Origin of the sequence: Sphingobium sp. LB126, assembly GCF_002795205.1 — a bacterium.
GTDB classification, from domain to species: domain Bacteria; phylum Pseudomonadota; class Alphaproteobacteria; order Sphingomonadales; family Sphingomonadaceae; genus Sphingobium; species Sphingobium chungbukense.
In genome coordinates, this window is record NZ_NETV01000001.1 from 1,787,264 (window position 1) to 1,803,364 (window position 16,101).

At 62.0% G+C, this 16,101-nt stretch carries 17 protein-coding genes and 1 tRNA gene; 5 read left to right on the forward strand and 13 right to left on the reverse strand.

Annotated elements, in window-relative coordinates:
* Positions 1-145 precede the first annotated feature (145 nt).
* Positions 146-2,926 (forward strand): TonB-dependent receptor, encoded by a 2,781-nt coding sequence (locus tag CAF53_RS08750; RefSeq protein ID WP_100237867.1) that lies wholly within the window; start codon positions 146-148, stop codon positions 2,924-2,926.
* A 226-nt stretch (positions 2,927-3,152) separates the two neighbouring features.
* Here CAF53_RS08750 and CAF53_RS08755 read toward each other — a convergent pair whose 3' ends face one another.
* From CAF53_RS08755 to hspQ, 3 genes are all read right to left on the reverse strand, one after another.
* Positions 3,153-5,120 carry an oligopeptide transporter, OPT family gene (locus tag CAF53_RS08755; protein WP_100237868.1) on the reverse strand — a complete coding sequence of 656 codons (1,968 nt, stop codon included), beginning with the start codon at positions 5,118-5,120 and terminating at the stop codon, positions 3,153-3,155.
* A gap of 90 nt (positions 5,121-5,210) precedes the next feature.
* The gene (locus CAF53_RS08760; protein ID WP_100237869.1) at positions 5,211-5,975 is read right to left on the reverse strand and encodes a GDSL-type esterase/lipase family protein; all 765 of its coding nucleotides are present in this window, start codon (positions 5,973-5,975) and stop codon (positions 5,211-5,213) included.
* Positions 5,932-6,303, reverse strand: a complete 372-nt coding sequence (gene hspQ / locus CAF53_RS08765; RefSeq protein WP_046762287.1) for a heat shock protein HspQ — start codon at positions 6,301-6,303, stop codon at positions 5,932-5,934. The genes CAF53_RS08760 and hspQ overlap by 44 nt, the downstream gene beginning before the upstream one ends.
* 121 nt (positions 6,304-6,424) lie before the next feature.
* Between hspQ and CAF53_RS08770 the strand changes: the two genes are divergently transcribed.
* Positions 6,425-6,514 (forward strand) — tRNA-Ser (locus CAF53_RS08770).
* Positions 6,515-6,760: 246 nt separating this feature from the next.
* The gene (locus CAF53_RS08775; protein WP_100237870.1) at positions 6,761-7,900 is read left to right on the forward strand and encodes a hypothetical protein; all 1,140 of its coding nucleotides are present in this window, start codon (positions 6,761-6,763) and stop codon (positions 7,898-7,900) included.
* A 238-nt stretch (positions 7,901-8,138) separates the two neighbouring features.
* Here CAF53_RS08775 and CAF53_RS08780 read toward each other — a convergent pair whose 3' ends face one another.
* A complete protein-coding gene (locus CAF53_RS08780) occupies positions 8,139-8,810 on the reverse strand; it encodes a hypothetical protein (protein WP_157801234.1) in 672 nt (223 codons plus the stop codon).
* Positions 8,811-9,013: 203 nt separating this feature from the next.
* Here CAF53_RS08780 and CAF53_RS27030 point away from each other — a divergent pair, with 203 nt between their 5' ends.
* Complete coding sequence (locus CAF53_RS27030; RefSeq protein WP_242443408.1) at positions 9,014-9,568, forward strand: thermonuclease family protein; 555 nt, start codon at positions 9,014-9,016, stop codon at positions 9,566-9,568.
* A gap of 42 nt (positions 9,569-9,610) precedes the next feature.
* Here the strand turns inward: CAF53_RS27030 and CAF53_RS08790 are convergent, their stop codons facing one another.
* Positions 9,611-10,213 (reverse strand): hypothetical protein, encoded by a 603-nt coding sequence (locus tag CAF53_RS08790; RefSeq protein WP_157801235.1) that lies wholly within the window; start codon positions 10,211-10,213, stop codon positions 9,611-9,613.
* Positions 10,214-10,346: 133 nt separating this feature from the next.
* Here CAF53_RS08790 and CAF53_RS27035 point away from each other — a divergent pair, with 133 nt between their 5' ends.
* Positions 10,347-10,625 (forward strand): hypothetical protein, encoded by a 279-nt coding sequence (locus tag CAF53_RS27035; RefSeq protein ID WP_157801236.1) that lies wholly within the window; start codon positions 10,347-10,349, stop codon positions 10,623-10,625.
* A gap of 412 nt (positions 10,626-11,037) precedes the next feature.
* On the opposite strand, the gene CAF53_RS08795 is transcribed toward CAF53_RS27035, so the two are convergent.
* The 8 genes from CAF53_RS08795 to CAF53_RS08830 form a co-directional block, all read right to left on the reverse strand.
* Positions 11,038-11,784, reverse strand: a complete 747-nt coding sequence (locus tag CAF53_RS08795; protein WP_100237873.1) for a hypothetical protein — start codon at positions 11,782-11,784, stop codon at positions 11,038-11,040.
* 10 nt (positions 11,785-11,794) lie between these two features.
* A complete protein-coding gene (locus tag CAF53_RS27040) occupies positions 11,795-12,658 on the reverse strand; it encodes a hypothetical protein (RefSeq protein WP_157801237.1) in 864 nt (287 codons plus the stop codon).
* Positions 12,646-13,782 carry an AAA family ATPase gene (locus tag CAF53_RS08805; RefSeq protein WP_100237875.1) on the reverse strand — a complete coding sequence of 379 codons (1,137 nt, stop codon included), beginning with the start codon at positions 13,780-13,782 and terminating at the stop codon, positions 12,646-12,648. The genes CAF53_RS27040 and CAF53_RS08805 overlap by 13 nt, the downstream gene beginning before the upstream one ends.
* Positions 13,772-14,326 (reverse strand): hypothetical protein, encoded by a 555-nt coding sequence (locus CAF53_RS08810; RefSeq protein ID WP_100237876.1) that lies wholly within the window; start codon positions 14,324-14,326, stop codon positions 13,772-13,774. The genes CAF53_RS08805 and CAF53_RS08810 overlap by 11 nt, the downstream gene beginning before the upstream one ends.
* On the reverse strand, positions 14,316-14,591 hold the full coding sequence (locus CAF53_RS08815) for a hypothetical protein (RefSeq protein WP_100237877.1): 276 nt from the start codon (positions 14,589-14,591) through the stop codon (positions 14,316-14,318). The genes CAF53_RS08810 and CAF53_RS08815 overlap by 11 nt, the downstream gene beginning before the upstream one ends.
* A gap of 1 nt (position 14,592) precedes the next feature.
* Entirely contained in the window at positions 14,593-14,811 is a 219-nt protein-coding gene (locus tag CAF53_RS08820) for a helix-turn-helix domain-containing protein (RefSeq protein ID WP_100237878.1), read from the reverse strand.
* 71 nt (positions 14,812-14,882) lie between these two features.
* A complete protein-coding gene (locus CAF53_RS08825; RefSeq protein WP_157801238.1) occupies positions 14,883-15,644 on the reverse strand; it encodes a hypothetical protein in 762 nt (253 codons plus the stop codon).
* Between the two features lie 232 nt (positions 15,645-15,876).
* Positions 15,877-16,101, reverse strand: coding sequence for a hypothetical protein (locus tag CAF53_RS08830; RefSeq protein ID WP_100237880.1), 225 nt, complete (start codon positions 16,099-16,101; stop codon positions 15,877-15,879).

A 16,101-nucleotide genomic window follows, 5' to 3' on the forward strand; every position in this document is an offset into this window, starting at 1 on the left:
CTCCATGACGGCAATGTGACAGGCTGGGCGCAAATATCGGTCTCCATGTCACTGATCTGTCACCATAGTTTCATGCGCTTGTATTCCGCCCGCCCTAGGAGCCCCGCCAAGCCATTTCGACAGGCTGGTCCAACAGGGGGATATCATGCAGCATAAATCCGTCCGGCCGCGCGCCGGCGCCAAATTCGTTCGCTTGGGTCTGGTATGCGGTATCGCGGGCTGGGCGCTGGCATCGTCGAACGCCATGGCCCAATCCGCAACGTCTCCCGCCGCCGTTGAAGAGGATATGGGCCAGATCGTCGTGACCGGCACCCGTCCGATTGCCGAATCCGAAGCCGCCGCGCTGGAGGTCCAGAAGAATTCGGATTCGCTGGTCACGGTCGCCGCGTCGGATTCCGTGGGCCGCCTGCCCGACCAGAATATCGCCCAGGCGGCGAGCCGCCTGCCCGGCATCAGCGTCGAGCGCGACCAGGGCCAGGCCCGCTACATCAACCTGCGCGGCGCGCCCAAGACCTGGACCACCTTGTCGTTCGACGGCATCAATGTGGTGAGCCCGGAAGGCCGCGACGCCCGCTTCGATTCCATCCCGTCCGCCATCGCGGGCAAGATCATCGTGTCGAAGGCGGTGACGCCCGACATGCCGGGTGAAACGGTCGCGGGCAATGTCAACGTCATCACCCGGTCGGCCTTCGATTATGACGGCTTCCATCTGGCGGGCAAGGGCGGCCTTGGCTTTGCCGAACTGGGCGACAAGCGGGAATATGAAGGCGCGCTGGTCGTTTCCGACCGCTTCCAGACCGGAATCGGTGAAATCGGCGTGCTGCTGTCGGGCAGCTATTATGAACGCAACATGGTCACGGACAATTTCGAGACAGATTATGAACGGGTGGGGGCGCAGGACAGCCGGCCCGGCAACGAGACCCGCTTCTGGGCGCATGAGGCCGAGAACAAGCTGTACCGCCTGACCCGCAAGAACTGGTCCGTCTCGGGCCGGGTCGACTGGAAGCCGGACGCGCAGAATACGGTCTCGCTGCGTTCGATCTACACCATCTTCACCGACGACGAGGCGCGGGACAATTACCGCTTCGATCTGGACGACCGCCAGAGCGATGGTTCGACCTCCTCGGCGGCCTGCACGATCACGCCGAACGCGACGCCGACCAACAGCGGCTATGCCGACATCTGCATCGGCAACACGCCGCAGCAGGGCACGGTCTACGGCATCGACATCCGCCAGCGCTCGACCCTGCGTGCCTTCCGCCAGTCGGTCTTCACCAACACGCTGGCGGGCGACCATGAATTTGCCGACGGCTGGAAGCTGAGCTGGGTCGGCAACTACACCGAATCGAAGGACGACCGTTCGGTCGTCGGTGAGGCAACCTGGGACAGCCCCAGCACGCGTAACCTGCGGCCGACCGTCGCATACGACTTTTCCGACCCGAACCTGTCGCGCCTGACGCTTTACCGCACGCTGCAGCTTGCCAGCCCGACGCGTTACACCGCCGGGGCGCAGGTCACGGACGTGGACAGCTTCACCAAGCCGCTTTCCGGCTTCACCGTGCTGGATGCGGTCGACACGACCAAGGCCTATACCGGCCGCCTGGTCCTGGCGCGCGAGCTGGAGCATGCCACGCTGAAGGCGGGCATCCAATATGACCGCCGCACCAAGGTCGCCGACGAACAGCAGATCACGCTGAGCGCCGCGCAGGCCGGGACGATCATGCCCACGGACTATAACCAGTTCTCGCTCGACCAGAAGTTCCTGGGTGAGATTCCGATGGGCTACACCTTCCACTATTTCGACACCGACAAGATGCGCGCCGCGTCGAAGGCGGCGCAGGCGGCCTTCGCCTTCGCGCCGAACAGCGGCAATAATTATGACGTGCGCGAGGAAATCATCGCCGGCTATCTGATGGGCACCTTCCGCTACGACTGGGGTTCGGTCATTGGCGGCGTGCGCGTCGAGCATATCAAGAACCGCGGCTCTGCGGTCGGCACCGTTGCGGGCGTCAGCGGCCTCGTCACGGCGGAAGCCACGCAGACGCTGGCCTTTCCCAGCCTGCACATCAATTACAATATCGACGACACGAAGAAGCTGCGCCTGTCCTTCAACAGCGGCGCCGCCCGCGCAGACTATGACCAGTTACGTCCCAATGTCGTCGTCAACGACAGCAATGAGACGATTTCCGGCGGCAATCCGGCGATCAAGCCCGAGCGCGCCTATGGCGTCGACGCCTATTTCGAATGGTATCTGCGTCCGCAGGGCTATCTGATGATCGGCACCTTCTACAAGAAGATCGAGGATTTCCTCTACACCTCCTCGCGCACCTTCAACTCGGCCGCGCTGAACAGCAACGGCATCGACCGGTCGGGCTATACGTTCAGCGGCCTCGTCAACGGCGGTTCGGGCCGCATCTACGGCCTGGAAGCGGCCGCTCAGTTGCAGCTTGAGCCATGGACGGACAGTCTGGGCCTGCCCGAATTCCTCGGCGGCTTCGGCGTCTCGGCCAATATCACGCTTAATAATAGCAAGGTGAATCTGCCCGGCCGCACGCTCCGCCTGCCCGGCACGTCGGACTTCGTCTACAATATCGGCGGCTATTACGAGAAATACGGCCTGTCGCTGCGCCTGCAATATCAGAACCGCAGCAAATGGCTGGATACGGTCGGTTCGCTGGCCGATGGCGGCGACACCTATTGGGACTCGGACGACGAACTGGATTTCTCGGCGCGCTATGCGGTCACGAAGAATTTCGAGATCTATTTCGACGCATCGAACCTGCTCAACCATCCGGGCCGCCGCTTCTCCGATCCGGGCAGCCTGCTGCGCGCGAGCGGCGTGCAGGCGCCCAACAGCAGCAACCAGACGATCGAGTGGGAACGCTTCGGTCGCCGTTATACGGGCGGCATACGGTTCAACTTCTGATCCGGCGGAATGGGATTGAGAAGGGGGCTGCCTGGGGGCGGCCCCCTTTTTATTGGATTCCAGGATGCATAGGATTTGGCCGAAAATCGTCAGTTGCGGATGCGTGGATCCTCCCCTCCCCTTCAGGGGAGGGGATTGAGGGGTGGGGGCGTGCCCCACCCGCAAACTCGGCCTATGGGGCGCTCCCCCACCCCAACCCCTGAAAGGGAGGGGCTTAATGACAGCTTCACCCCAGCGGGGCGCTAGCCCAATGCCTTAGCCTCCCGTAAAGCGCCGCGATCACGCCGAAGAAGGCGATCACCGAAAGCACCACGCTCCAAGGATTTTCCGCCACCAGCGCCAGCGGCGCGTCACTGTCTGTGGCGGCGACGATCCCGGCGAACGCGACGCCGAACAGGCTTTCGCCCACGATGAAGCCGGTCGCCATCAGCACGCCCATGCGCTCGGCAAATTCGGGGTTGGACTGGCGCAGCGCCCAGCGGTTGTAGAAATGCCCAATCAGCGCGCCGACCGGGATCAGCAGGGTCAGCGCCATGGGCAGGTAGATGCCCATGCCGACGGCGAGCGGCGGCAGGCGCAGCTTGCCCGCCTTGCCCAGCAGCTCATCGATGGCCACCACGACCACGCCGATGCCCGCGCCGAAGCCGATCAGCTTCCAGTCGAGATCGCCGCCCAGCACGCCCTTGGCCAACGCGGAGATGAGTGCGGCCTGCGGGGCGGGGAGGGCGGTCGCCTTGGCGCCCGGCGCGCCTGCGAAGCCGAAGGCGCTGTTGAGCAGGTCCAGCACCGGCGGGATCACCAGGGCGCCGAAGATCACGCCCAGTACCAGCGCGACCTGCTGCTTCCAGGGGGTCGCGCCGACGAGCTGGCCGGTCTTCAGGTCCTGCAAATTGTCGTTGGAGATGGTCGCCACGCCGAAGACGATGGCGGTCGTGAACAGGGCATAGGCGATGAGGGCCTGGCTTTGCTTCGGGTCGCCGCCCGATCCGTAGATCGCCGCGAGGATCAGCGAGGCGCCCAGCACCGCGAGGATGCCGACGCCTGAGATCGGGCTGTTCGACGCGCCGATCAGGCCCGCCATATAGCCGCAGACCGAGGCGATGACGATGCCCGCGACCAGGATATAGACCAGGGTCAGCGCGATGATCGGTACCGGATTGGCGGCGATCGGCCCACCCTGCGCGAAGACCCACAGCAGGATGGCGATGGGGATGAGCGAGGCGAGGATGGTGCCGCCGACGATGCCGATGGGCAGGTCGCGTTCGGTAAGGTCGAGCAGGCCTGCATTGCCTGCCTTGCGGACCTTGGCGGCGGTGAGGGCGGAGCGGATGCCGCTGATGATGGGACCCAGTATCTTGAGCAGGGTCCAGATCGCCGCCACGCCGATCGTGCCCGCGCCGATGAAGCGCGCCTTCATGCGGAAGGTGGTGCCGACGATCTCTGAAAGGTCCGCGCCCGAAGGGAGCGGGGCGGTGAGGTACGGCACCAATCCGACCCAGCTTATCAGCAGGCCGAAGAACATGGCGACGCCCACCGACAGGCCGACCAGATGGCCGACGCCGATCAGCGCCATGGAGAAGCTGGTGGAGACGCTGGAGGCGCCCGCGCCGAATTTGAAGAAGGTGGCGGCTTCCTCCGCGATCAGCTTTGTCTTGGCGAGGATCGCGAAGGCGGCGGCAGCGACCGAGCTGGCGATGATGGCAGCGAGGCCGCGCTTATTCTCTTCCAGCCCTTCGCGGGAGCCCGCGCCCACCTTCAGCACTTCTGCGGCGGCGACGCCCTCCGGATAAGGCAGGTCCGATCCCGTCACCAGCGCGCGGCGCAGCGGCACGGAATACATGACGCCCAATATGCCGCCCAAGGCGATGGTGAAGGCGGACAGCCAATAAGGGAAACCCTGCCACCAGCCGATGATGACGAGGCCGGGCAGCACGAAGATGATTGCCGACAGCGTGCCGGCAGCGGAGGCGATGGTCTGGACGATGTTGTTTTCGAGGATCGTGCCGGTTGCGAACAGGCGCAGCACCGCCATGGAGATGACCGCCGCCGGGATCGAGGTGGCGAAGGTCAGGCCGATCTTCAGCCCCAGATAGACGTTCGCCGCGGTGAACAGCAAGGTGATCAGCGCACCCAATATGACGCCGCGAAGCGTCAGCTCCGCCATGGGGGCCGCTCTGGCCGAATCACTTGTCACTTGTCTGTCCCCTTGCCTGCGGCTGTTTTATAAACGTCCGGTAATAATGTTGCTTGGGTTTGGATCAATCGGAAAGTGCGCCCGCATGCCTCAGGAGGAGGAAGCGGGTTTGAGGTCGCCGGCGATGGCTGCATCCAGCCAGGCATCGACCAACCGGGTCCAGAGCGTGTAGCCGCGCGGGTTCATGTGCAGGCCGTCGGGACGGAACAGGGATGCATCGGGCAGGCCGTCGGGGGCGAGCAGCACGCGGCCGACATCCAGATAGTCGAAGCGCGCCATCCGCGACCGTGCCGCCACCGTCATGTTGACCGCCGCCATTTTCGGCCAGAGCGTCCAGCGGATCGGGCTGGGTTTCAGGGACAGATAGGCGATATGCGCCTTGGGATAATCGTTTCGGAGCTGCCTCAACAGGATGAGCACATTGTTCGCGACCGCGGCCGGGGTGGCGCCGGCGGCCAGATCATTTTCGCCGACATAGACGAGGATGGAGCGCGGCTTCGCCTTGGGCAGCAGGCGCTTGTAATAATGCAGCACGTCGGGGGTGGTCGCGCCGCCGAAGCCCCGATTGACTGTGCCGATGTCCGGGAAACTGCCGGGAATGTCCCACAGGCGGATGCTGGAGCTGCCCAGGAACAGCGTGGCGTCGGCGATGGCGGGGCCCGTCTCGTTGGCTTTGGCGAAGGCCTCTATCTCCCGCGAGAAGGGGAAGGCGGGATCGGGATTGACCTTGACCGCCGGGGTTGGCGTGGCGGCCTGCAACAGGCCGCTGGACGCAAGCGGCAGGGCAAGGCCGAGCAGCGCCCGCCCGAGCTTAATGCCGATGCAGCGGGCGGAGCTGATATTTGCCGTTCGCATAGGTGCCGAACATGTCGGGAATGGCGGGATGGTCGACGGGCTCCTCGCTGTCGTCCACGATCAGATTCTGCTGGCTGACATAGGCGACATAGCTGCTTTCGCCATTTTCGGCGAGCAGATGGTAGAAGGGCTGGTCCTTGTCCGGTCGCGCCGCTTCGGGAATGGCCTGATACCATTCTTCCGTATTGGCGAAGACCGGATCGATATCGAACACCACACCGCGAAAACCGAAGAGCCGGTGCTGCACCACGTCGCCGATGCTGAAGCGGGCGTGGACGATGGGCGGGGCGGTGATATCGGGTCCGAAAATCTGAATCGCGTCGTTCATGGGTGCAATTTAGGATGCTTGCGGTGCGAAACAAGAAAAATGCTCGCCGCCGCTTGGCAAGGTGGAAATCATTCGCTAATGGCCGCCGCTCGACCGGGACGGCGCGCGCCGGACCTTCTGCGGAGAGGTGGCAGAGTGGTCGAATGCACCGCACTCGAAATGCGGCGTGCCCGCGAGGGTACCGAGGGTTCGAATCCCTCCCTCTCCGCCAGTTCATCCCGCCGTAGCCGCAGAAAAGCGTGGGTTTTAAGTTTGAGCCGATTTTTCGTCCCTCAATTGGTCCCTCAAAGCTGAGGCATCGTGACGTCTGGAATGCTGCTGTCAGTCTCTCCTTTAGCAGCCGGCCCGCCCCGATGGCCTAGGACAATCTTCATCTCTTCCCTCAATATGGATCGATTGCTGACTGGACTAACGCGGTCTTCGTGGGCAGACCTTTTCAGCAAATTGGGGGTGACTGATGGCAGAAGAGATGTTCGAAGAGAATGTGGGCGCTCAAGCTGATGAGCAGACAACCGCTCGCCAGGCTGCCGAGAGCATTCTAGCCTGGGCTAAGCAGAACCATCTTTTCGCAAAGGGGCCTGTAGAGGACTCCGTCGAAGATGAACCAGCCGACATTGAGTTGCTGCCGCAAAACCTTTTTGAATCCCAAGCTGTAAAGGCAGTCCTGAAAAAGCGCGCCATCACCTTGGTCGCCTACAGCGATGCCGAACGGAAAGTGACAATTTTCACCCACGCCAAGCTGACCAAGGCCGAGCGGGAAAAAATGCCATTTCAGGTGGTGGGCGGCATTAAGCTCGAATACGCTTTGGGCGGAACTGCGAGCGTTAAAGGTGGCGCGCCGTCGCCGGATGCGAACTATCCCTACTTCCTACATAATGGCTCGATTGCCTGTGGCTCATCAATTCACCCCGTAAACTGCTTCGGGGCCGGCACCCTTGGTGCCCTAGTGAAAGGGCCAACTGGAACTTTGTTCGGCCTCACGAACAATCATGTCACTGGAGCCTGCAACTGCGCTGTGCCCGGTATTCCAATTCTATGCCCCGGCCCACTGGATGCGACGGAAGAGCATATCAGCCCGTTCACCATTGGGCGCCACTCGAAACTGCTGCCAATCAATGAAGGCATCCCGGAGAACATCGACGTCAGCCTGAATTGCGACGCCGCAATATTCGAGATCGAAGATCCCGCACAGGTGTCTTCGATGCAGGGCGACAAATATGACACCCCTTCAATCATCGATGCTCCCTATGGTGGCCTAACCGTCGAGAAGTGCGGCCGAACTACCGGATTTACGACGGGTGTAATCGTTGGGGTTTCCGCATCCCCGATCCCGGTGGGCTACAGCATCAAAGAGTATGGCATCAATAAAACCGTCTATTTTGACGAAGCCTGGATCGTGGCGGGACATAATGGCGCGCCCTTCTCGCGTGCGGGAGATTCGGGTTCTTTGGTTGTCGGAGTGTGGCCTGACGGCTCAAAGCGAGCGGTCGGGTTGGTTTTCGCAGGCAACGAAGCTAGGGGCCAATCGTTTATTCTGCCCCTACAGCCGATTGTTAACCAACTCGGAGTTGAATTGGTGTATGGACACAATGTGTGATCCAAGATTTGGCGCCTCGATCAGCCGCTCGGCGTTTAGCTGCTGAGCTGAAGCTACCTAGCTGGAAAGGCACGGTGGTTTGTGCGTTTCGCGATGGCCAATATGTGCTTGTCGTCGCCGCTGACAGTCGCTGGCGCGAGCGCCATCCGCTGCCGGCGACCTATTGTGGATTGCCAGTGATTGGCGAAGATCCGTTATGTGCGACCGCTCATTGAGCGTAGGCAAATGTGGCAGCTGATTAGTCTGATGCACGCTTGACCTTGGCCCACGCCCCATCACGTCGCCGTCGATAGAGGGAGGCGGGCACTTTAGCGACCAGCCCTTCGCCGCCCTGCTCCCATACGGCCTCCGCCTCTCCCTGCACCGCGCCCGGCGTCACATAGCAGCGCCATTTCAGCACTGAGACAGCATCATCCGCCAGAGCAGACCCAGCCGCGTCCAGCGCCTTCAGGCGGGCACCGAGAGGCATAGGGCACTTATCGGCCCTCCAGTCATCCAACGGCACCGCATCGAACAGGAACAGGCGTCCAGCGTCACCATAGCGCCCACCGTTGGCGAAATGCTGGAGCGTCGGCCGTAGCGCACCATCGACTTGGAACTCTCCGTCGAGCATCATGGGCCGCCCGAAAGATCGTTCGAGCAGGGCAAGGGCTGCGGCGATATGGCTGGTGCCGCCGATCGCATTGCCGCCGCGCGTCACCAACTGCCCGTCGATCCAGAGCGCCCGGATACCGTCTATCTTTTCCTGGACGATGAGGCCGCCAGCCGGAACGGTGCCGTCCCATTTCATAGCGAGGGTGCAGAGTTCCGCAGGCCCATGCACGAAACGAGGATCACGCTCGGGCAATGCCGGCGGCGCGAACAGGCGCACGGTCGCCATGGCGTCGGGCATGTTTCGGACAGTGAGCATGGAGGGGATGACGCGCCGAAACCCGCAGAAACGCAAGGATATTTTTGCGGGTCCTACCCAGCGATTGCGACACCCATAGCGGCCAGTGACCGCATTTTTGACCCGAGTGGCCTATTCAAACTTTTGCGTAAGTCATCGGTTGCCTATCCGCCCCGGATCTATCGCCAGATGACACGGCGGCTGAAAGGGTGGAATATGGCCACATGGGGGATGATTTCGACTTCCGCACAATGCTTAGCCCGCGCCCAAAGCGGCGACGTCGCGGCAACGTCGTCCCGTTCCGGCGTCCTGCACAGCGTCAGAAGCGCAGCAAGGGCGTAAACCTCGGCTCGCTCGTGGCGGCTGGCATCATCATCGGCAGTGGCATTGGATGGGCGGCGCTTCAATATGGCGACAAGCTGCCGGGCTGGCCCGTTGCTGCCTCCAGCACTTCCTTGGGCATCGGCTGCACCAGCCCGAAAGTTCTGGACGGCGACACTCTACGGTGCGGCTTCACGCGTATTCGGCTTTCATCGATCGACGCACCGGAGCTGCCGGGGCATTGTCGGCCCGGCCGTGAATGCACACCCGGCGACCCCTACGCCAGCACCGACAATCTCCGCTCCCTCGTGAAAGGCCAACCGGTCGAATGTCGGCAGGTCGACACCGACCACTATGGCCGTGCGGTCGCGCAATGCTCCGTCCATGGGCGTGACCTGTCATGCGCCCAATATCAGGGCGGCTTTGCCGTTATGCGCTACGGATTTCTCAGCTGTTAAGGGAGGCCCGCCATTGACAGGCCTTTCACCGCTCGGCCGCTGTCAGCAGGTAATGCATCTTATCGCCGAGTTGGGATTGATGCCCGCTGGCTGAGCAGGTGATGCGGGCTGTTGGACAACGGGAGCGCCATAGGTCGCAGCGCGCCCTTGTTGGAACGGAATTTCTTCAGCCGTGAACACGTTGATCAGTTGACCCGGCGTGATAACCGCCGACCGGCCGGTGATGATTGCTGCGCCGAGAAGGGCGCCAGTGGTGTTGCCGCGACCTTCTTGACGGACAGAGCCCCGCAGCCGCCAATCCCGCCCGCCAGCGCGAACGGAGTCGAAAGTCAGCTCGAACTTGGCGGACTTCCCGACGATGCCCTTGCCCGTGCGCCATGAGACGGTCGCCTTGACGGGCGCCCCTCGGCGGATGACGACGGCGCCATCTTCCACCACGTCGTTGACCACTATGAAGTTGCGGACCTGGCCGACCTTCATTTCCTTGGAGGTGATTTCTTCGATGGGTGTCACGACAACGAGCGTGTTTATCGGCAGGATTATTGATGGAGCCATGCCCACCGGTACGGATGCGGCAGGCTCAGCGGCAAGTGGCGTGGTGAAAGCAAGAAGTGCTGCGCAAAGCGCAATACGTGTCATAGTCATGGTTTTCCCCCTACAAACCCGCAAGGATAGGATGAAGTCAGGGCCGTTTCGTTTGCAATACGATTCTTGGCCTTGCTCGTTGCGGGTTAGCTATGCTGTTGATGAGGCTCCGAATCTTTTTCATGGGGGATCTATGGATGATGGCCGCCGGCACCCAGCGCAAAGCACTGGCGAACCACATGCGGGCTGGCCGGCAGGCGTCCGGCCCATATCGCTAGACGGGCTGGAGCATCTTGGCGTTGGTGATGACGGCTCCCTTTACTGGGAAGGCAAGCCTGTGGAGGTGCGGAAATCCCTGACGTTGACGACAGCGCAGAAGGTCGGCGCGATTGCCGTGGCTGCCTCCGCCATCGTGGGCGCTCTTGCGGCGGCCGTGTCTGCCTATGCTGATTTCTTGTCCATCGGGCGATAACGCAAAAGGAAAAGTGGCAACCTTACGCAATTTTTGCGTAACCGTTTCGTCACCCCCTCATGGCCCGAAAACCGCGCTTTTCTGCGACTTTCCGGCGATGTCACGCTTACATAATGGGGATCATTGGCGCCTTTTTCGGTCACTTGCTCTGCGTAAGTCGATAGAAAATAACGGGATTTCTCAGGATTTCGTCACCGTTTGCGTAACCAGAATGTTCGCCGGCCGGTCCCGAAGCATCTGAAAGGACCGACCGGCGGCGCCGCGACTAGCGCGCGCAGCGGGGCCACTATTCCCCGCCAACCTCGCAATTCACGGTAATGTTCGCCGCCGCTGGGTAAACAGAAGGAAACCCCAGCGGCGGCGGCGCGGCGACCAGCGCACGCGCAGCGGAGACCCCTCTCCGCCAACCCCGTTAAGCCGCCTGCAGGCTGGCGATCTTATCTCGCAGCAGGCGGTTTTCCTCGCCCATAGCGACGAGTGCAGGATTAATGGCAGGGCCAGGGACCGAGACGGCAACGGGCCAGCGGCGGCCTAACTGCTCGATCGGACGGCGCCCGGCCTCCAACACGGCCAGCGTGGCATCAGGGACCGCAAGCTGTGAGTGCCTGATCAGGCCGCTCGTGCTGCACTTGGCGACCACCTCCCGAAGCTTATCGGCTACGCCCCTTGCTGCCGGGCTGGCCGCACCTTCAGCCAGTGCCACCGCCGCGGCGAAAACTGCGGCCAACTGCCCAGCGGCGGCCTCTGCCTCCTGCATCAACACCGGCGGCAGATCCGCGACACAGGCAGCGACGGCGCTGCAGGCGGCATTTTTGGCTGCTGCTTCCTCCTGTCCAGCCACCGCTTCCCGTTCGCGCAGGCGTTTCATACCTGCGGTATTGGCCGCCCGTTCCAGCTCCAACCGCTCGATAGTGTCGACTTCAACGGTGACATCACCGCCGCTCAAGAGGGCATCGGCCGCCTTGTCTGCGTCGACATGAGGTCCGAATCTCGCTTCGTTAATCCTCCTACCGAGCTCGCCAATGTCGGCCATGCCGCGTTCGATAGCAGCGTCGATCTTGCCGCGCTCCGTTGCGGTTTCGTCGATGCACGCGAGATGATCGCTCATGTCGATGCGGGACAGCCGTTCGCCGGCAGCGCTGTAGACTTTCGTGCTCATGTTGATCCTTTCATCTTTTACCGAAAGCGGCGGTGTAGGCCCGGTCCCAGGCATCGCCGGATGGGCTGGAGGGAGAGGCAGCAGGCTTGTGGCCGGGGTTGTTAAGAGCGATGGCCCGGTCCCAGACGTTGCCAATGTCTGCGGATGAGAACGGGGTCGGGGTGGGCTGGCCGAAGGCGCGGGCGATAGCGCGATCCCACATGCTGCTGATCTCAGCCTGGCGCATCTTCGCGCGCTGCTCATCGTCGGTCGCTTCCTGTGGCAGCCGCGCGATGATCTTGGCATCATCCAGGTCTTGTGCGATCAATTGACCAAGCGAGATGCCCCGGCCGCGCGCAGCCGGATGCGACAGCAGCCGCAATGAGCGGGCATTCGCTTCGCGGAAGCTGCGCCGGTAAGCGTCGGCACACGCGGGACCCATGGCTTCAATGTTGGCCGGCACGGGCATGGGCTTCGGCGCTGCGGCATGAGCAAGTCCCTGGCGCGCTTCCGTTGCAGGCGCCGGGCGGGATGCGCCGACAGGTGCGGATGGTCGCGGTGCATTCCGGGGGACATCTCCAGCGTTAGCGGCGGGCGCCGGTGTGTCGTTGATCAGGCTGGAAATTTGGCCGCGCAACACTTCCGACAAATTGGCGAATCGGCTGCTGGGGTTGTCCTTCAAGTGGGGGTAGAATCGACTTGCGATTGTCATCGTCAGTCCTTTCTGCCGGGTGCCCGGCGCTGGTCGGTTGGTGATGGTGGGAGGGGTCGGGACGGGACCGGACAGGTGGACACTCTCTAAAGAGAGATGTCCGTGTCCGTCCGGTTTCCTGCCCATGTCCGATTTCGTGTCCGGGCGATGTCCGCACATGTCCGGGAAGGTCACAGCATCCATACGTGCCCCTCCCAAATTCCAATGATTTTTGAGGCTTGCAGCTTATTGCGTGCCCGGTTGAAGGCTGTCCGCGCGCTGTCCGGTTCTGTGTCCGGTGAGTGTAGCGCGGACATGGCCGCCGAACGCCAGGCGGACATGCTGACAACCTTGGTGATCCATTTACGGTCCAACGTGGTTTCGGGAATGACCGAAGGTGGCAATTGGCCCTCAGCGACCAGCAGTTTTTCGAGATGGTTGAGGGCAATGCGCTCTTTATCGCTAAGGCGCTTGCCGGGCTTCGACGGGGCCAGCGCATCGTTGTCAGCAGGCTCTATGACACAAGATGTCACCTGCTCGCCGTCTTCATCGGTGCCAACATCAATGGGCTTCAATTTGAACAGGACGTCGCGCCCTGGGTCCATGTCCTTTTGCTTCATGACCGAAATGCGCCGGGCTGGCGCTTCGCTATCGCCGGTCACATGAATGACCGTATCGGCCGCCCCCCAGAGACTCCCGTGCCCGCGGGGGCGCTTGGCGTCGGCATTGAGGGGCTGGTGATGCACCATGAGGCGGGCGCACCCCCAAGGGGCACAAAGGCGGGCCACGTTTGTCACATACGCCGCCATGTCTCCGCTGTTCTCGTCACCCCCGCCGAATGTCGCGGCAAGTGTGTCGATCACGACTAGGACGATTCCGCCCCAAAGGCCGGCAAGGTGAGAAAGAACGCTGGCCAGCTTCTCCATATCGGCGCGCGGGTCCAACAGATCCACGCTGGCCGGGATGAGGGCAAAAGGAATGTCCGTTTCCGCATAGCCGTGCGCGCGCTTCCACGCTTCGATACGCAGCCGGAGCCCCGTCTGTCCCTCAGCTGCGATATAGACGACGCCGCCGGGCTGGACCTTTCGCCCGAACCAGTCTTCTCCCGCAGCGATGCGGAGGGACCAGTCGATCACCGTAAACGTCTTGCCGGAACCGGGATGACCGAAGACGACGATGGCGGTTCCGGCGAGCAAAAGACCCTTGATTATATGACGCTGGGTAATCGCCGGTCGGATGGCGCCAAACAGTTCGACGGGCAGAGGCAATGACGAAGGTTCGGCCTGGCGCGGGTCCAGGCGCTCGACGCTATGGAGATCACGCGGCATGGCGCACCGCCTTCCGCACTATCAGCTTGGGCAGGCGGGTCGGCCGTGCGAGAATGTCCAAGAGGCGGTTGCCGACGTCATTGTCTGCGGCGATGCTCTCGACCATGAGCAGGTCGCGCAGTTCGGGCGCGTCCCAATCCAACACCGTGATCCCGACGCCATCATTGCGGAGCCAGTCCAACGGCGACCGCCACAGCTGCAAAGGTTCGTTATCCCAGGACGGCACATAGATCTGATCCGCGCCCAAGGCCCAGCCGAGCCCCGTCCGCAAGCGCCATCTCGTCGGCTGGTCAGTGCGGAAGGCCACAAGGTCGATCAGCGTACCCTCGGCATGGACTGGGATGACGACGCATTCGGGACCATCGCCGGGCTCGTAAAGGCCAGCGCCAACATCGACGCCGCGAACCATGCCGAAGGGCGGTCCCCGCAAGCCCATTTCAGCAATGGTGCCGCCAGATATGCCAAGCGCGATGAGCCGGTCCAGATGGCGCTGCTCAACGCGGGCGGCGGCAGACTGAAGCTCGGAAGACAGGTCAGTCCGCATATTCGGTCCTGTCCGAAATCGGCCAGCCATGCACGCGCTGCAGCTCTTCGGCGAAAGCCAAGGCTTCGCGGTGCGTCGGAAAGGGCCAGGAGGGATATTCAGCGGCGCGCGGCTCGATCGTCACATGAACACAGGTGCCGAACGGGTCATTGCGCAGGACGGTTTTGAACAGGACTTGGCGAGGATTCTCCGAAAGGGTATGGTCCAGCTTGGAAACGGGCTCGGCTGCGAAAGCGGCCGGGCTTTTTTGCGAACCGCCCGGCACGTTAGGCCGCCACTTCGCCAGTTTCGCCGCAGAGTTCCCTTAATGCGGAGGCCGGAATAATGCGACGGCCGCCTACCTTGACGTAGCGCAACTGGCCGCTGCGCATCATGCTGTAAAGCGCGGTTTTGCAGAAGGGCACAACCTGGGTTGCTTCATCGGGACTATAGCCGATGCGAGCCAACACAGGATTGCGGTCGAGGATTTTGGTCTGCTCAGTCATGCACGTCACCGTTCACATTTGAATGATGACGGAAAAAATGACAGTTAGGCGGGTAGCTCAGACAGCGGGATTCAATCGCCGCGTGCGGATTTGGATTTTCTCATTTCTTTCAATGCGGTGTCGATCATGCTCGGGCCGGGGACGAGCTTTTTTCGACCAACCTTCACCTCAGCAAGAGCAAAGGCCGACTGGACAAATTTGGTGAAGTTACTTTGCCCATCTGGCACAGCGTTGGAACCATCGCTCGCTGCGGCCTCCCTTCTCGTGGCAGCCTTGTAGATCTGGGCCAATACCCGCATGTACCGCTGAAATTCAGGCAGTGATTGGTATTTGCTACGCCCACGATCTGCCGGGAGTATGGTCCGTGGAGCCTTGGCCAAGGTAAGGTCGCAGGCCGCAACCAACCCGCCGATGGCTTCAAACAAACCTGTGCCGCCAAATGAACTTACAGCTGGATTGTCAAAAAACTCCGCAACGGCTGTCAGCAAATCTTTCTGCTCGGCTGTGAGCTGGTCGGCGGCCTCCCTGTCCACTATGAGCGTGACCGGCACCATAGTCGCGATCTTCCATGCAGCACTGCGCGCATTGTGCAGGTGGCTTTTTAAGCTGGATACGGCGTCGTAGAACTTATTCTCGCTCATATCGCTGGACATGAGGCCTATAACACGAAAGCGCTCCGCCGCTATGAGTAGCCGCCGAGCCAGATCCTTTTCGCGCTTCTCTGACAGGCTATTGCGAGCCCGCTTTGCGGCGTGTGCCACACTGTTGCGAGCAACGGAAAATTTCGCCTCAATTTGGCGTCGCCGTTCCTCCGATGGATCGCTATCGCTCACTTGGCCCCGCCTCTTGGGCGCCTCGGAAACGATGGGGGCAGGCGCGGGAGGCGGCGCGCTGTTCACCTGGCCGGGCTAAGCCCCCGGATATTTCTATCAGCACTGCCGCCGGCGGGTAGTGTCGTTTTCTAGCGCGGCGCATCAGCTTGCTACGACGGCCGGTCGAACTTAGCCAATATCGGTTCCAAGTCGATTGCGTGCGGGATTTGCATGATGGTCATGTCGTCCCCCATCATGCGCGCACCCTTCGGACCAGATCCTGGTGTCCTTCCTGTTCGAGCTGTTGACGAAGTTCCGCAATATCCTGGCGAATGATTAGGTTGAGCTCGAACGCGTGATAGGCGGGGCCGTCCGCAGTCACGCCGCCCTCATCAATGGCACATTGAAGCTGGTCGAGGCCGCCCTCGACCAGAGCGGCTAAACGGCTGAGTTTCAGCGAAAGATCAATGCGGTTCAT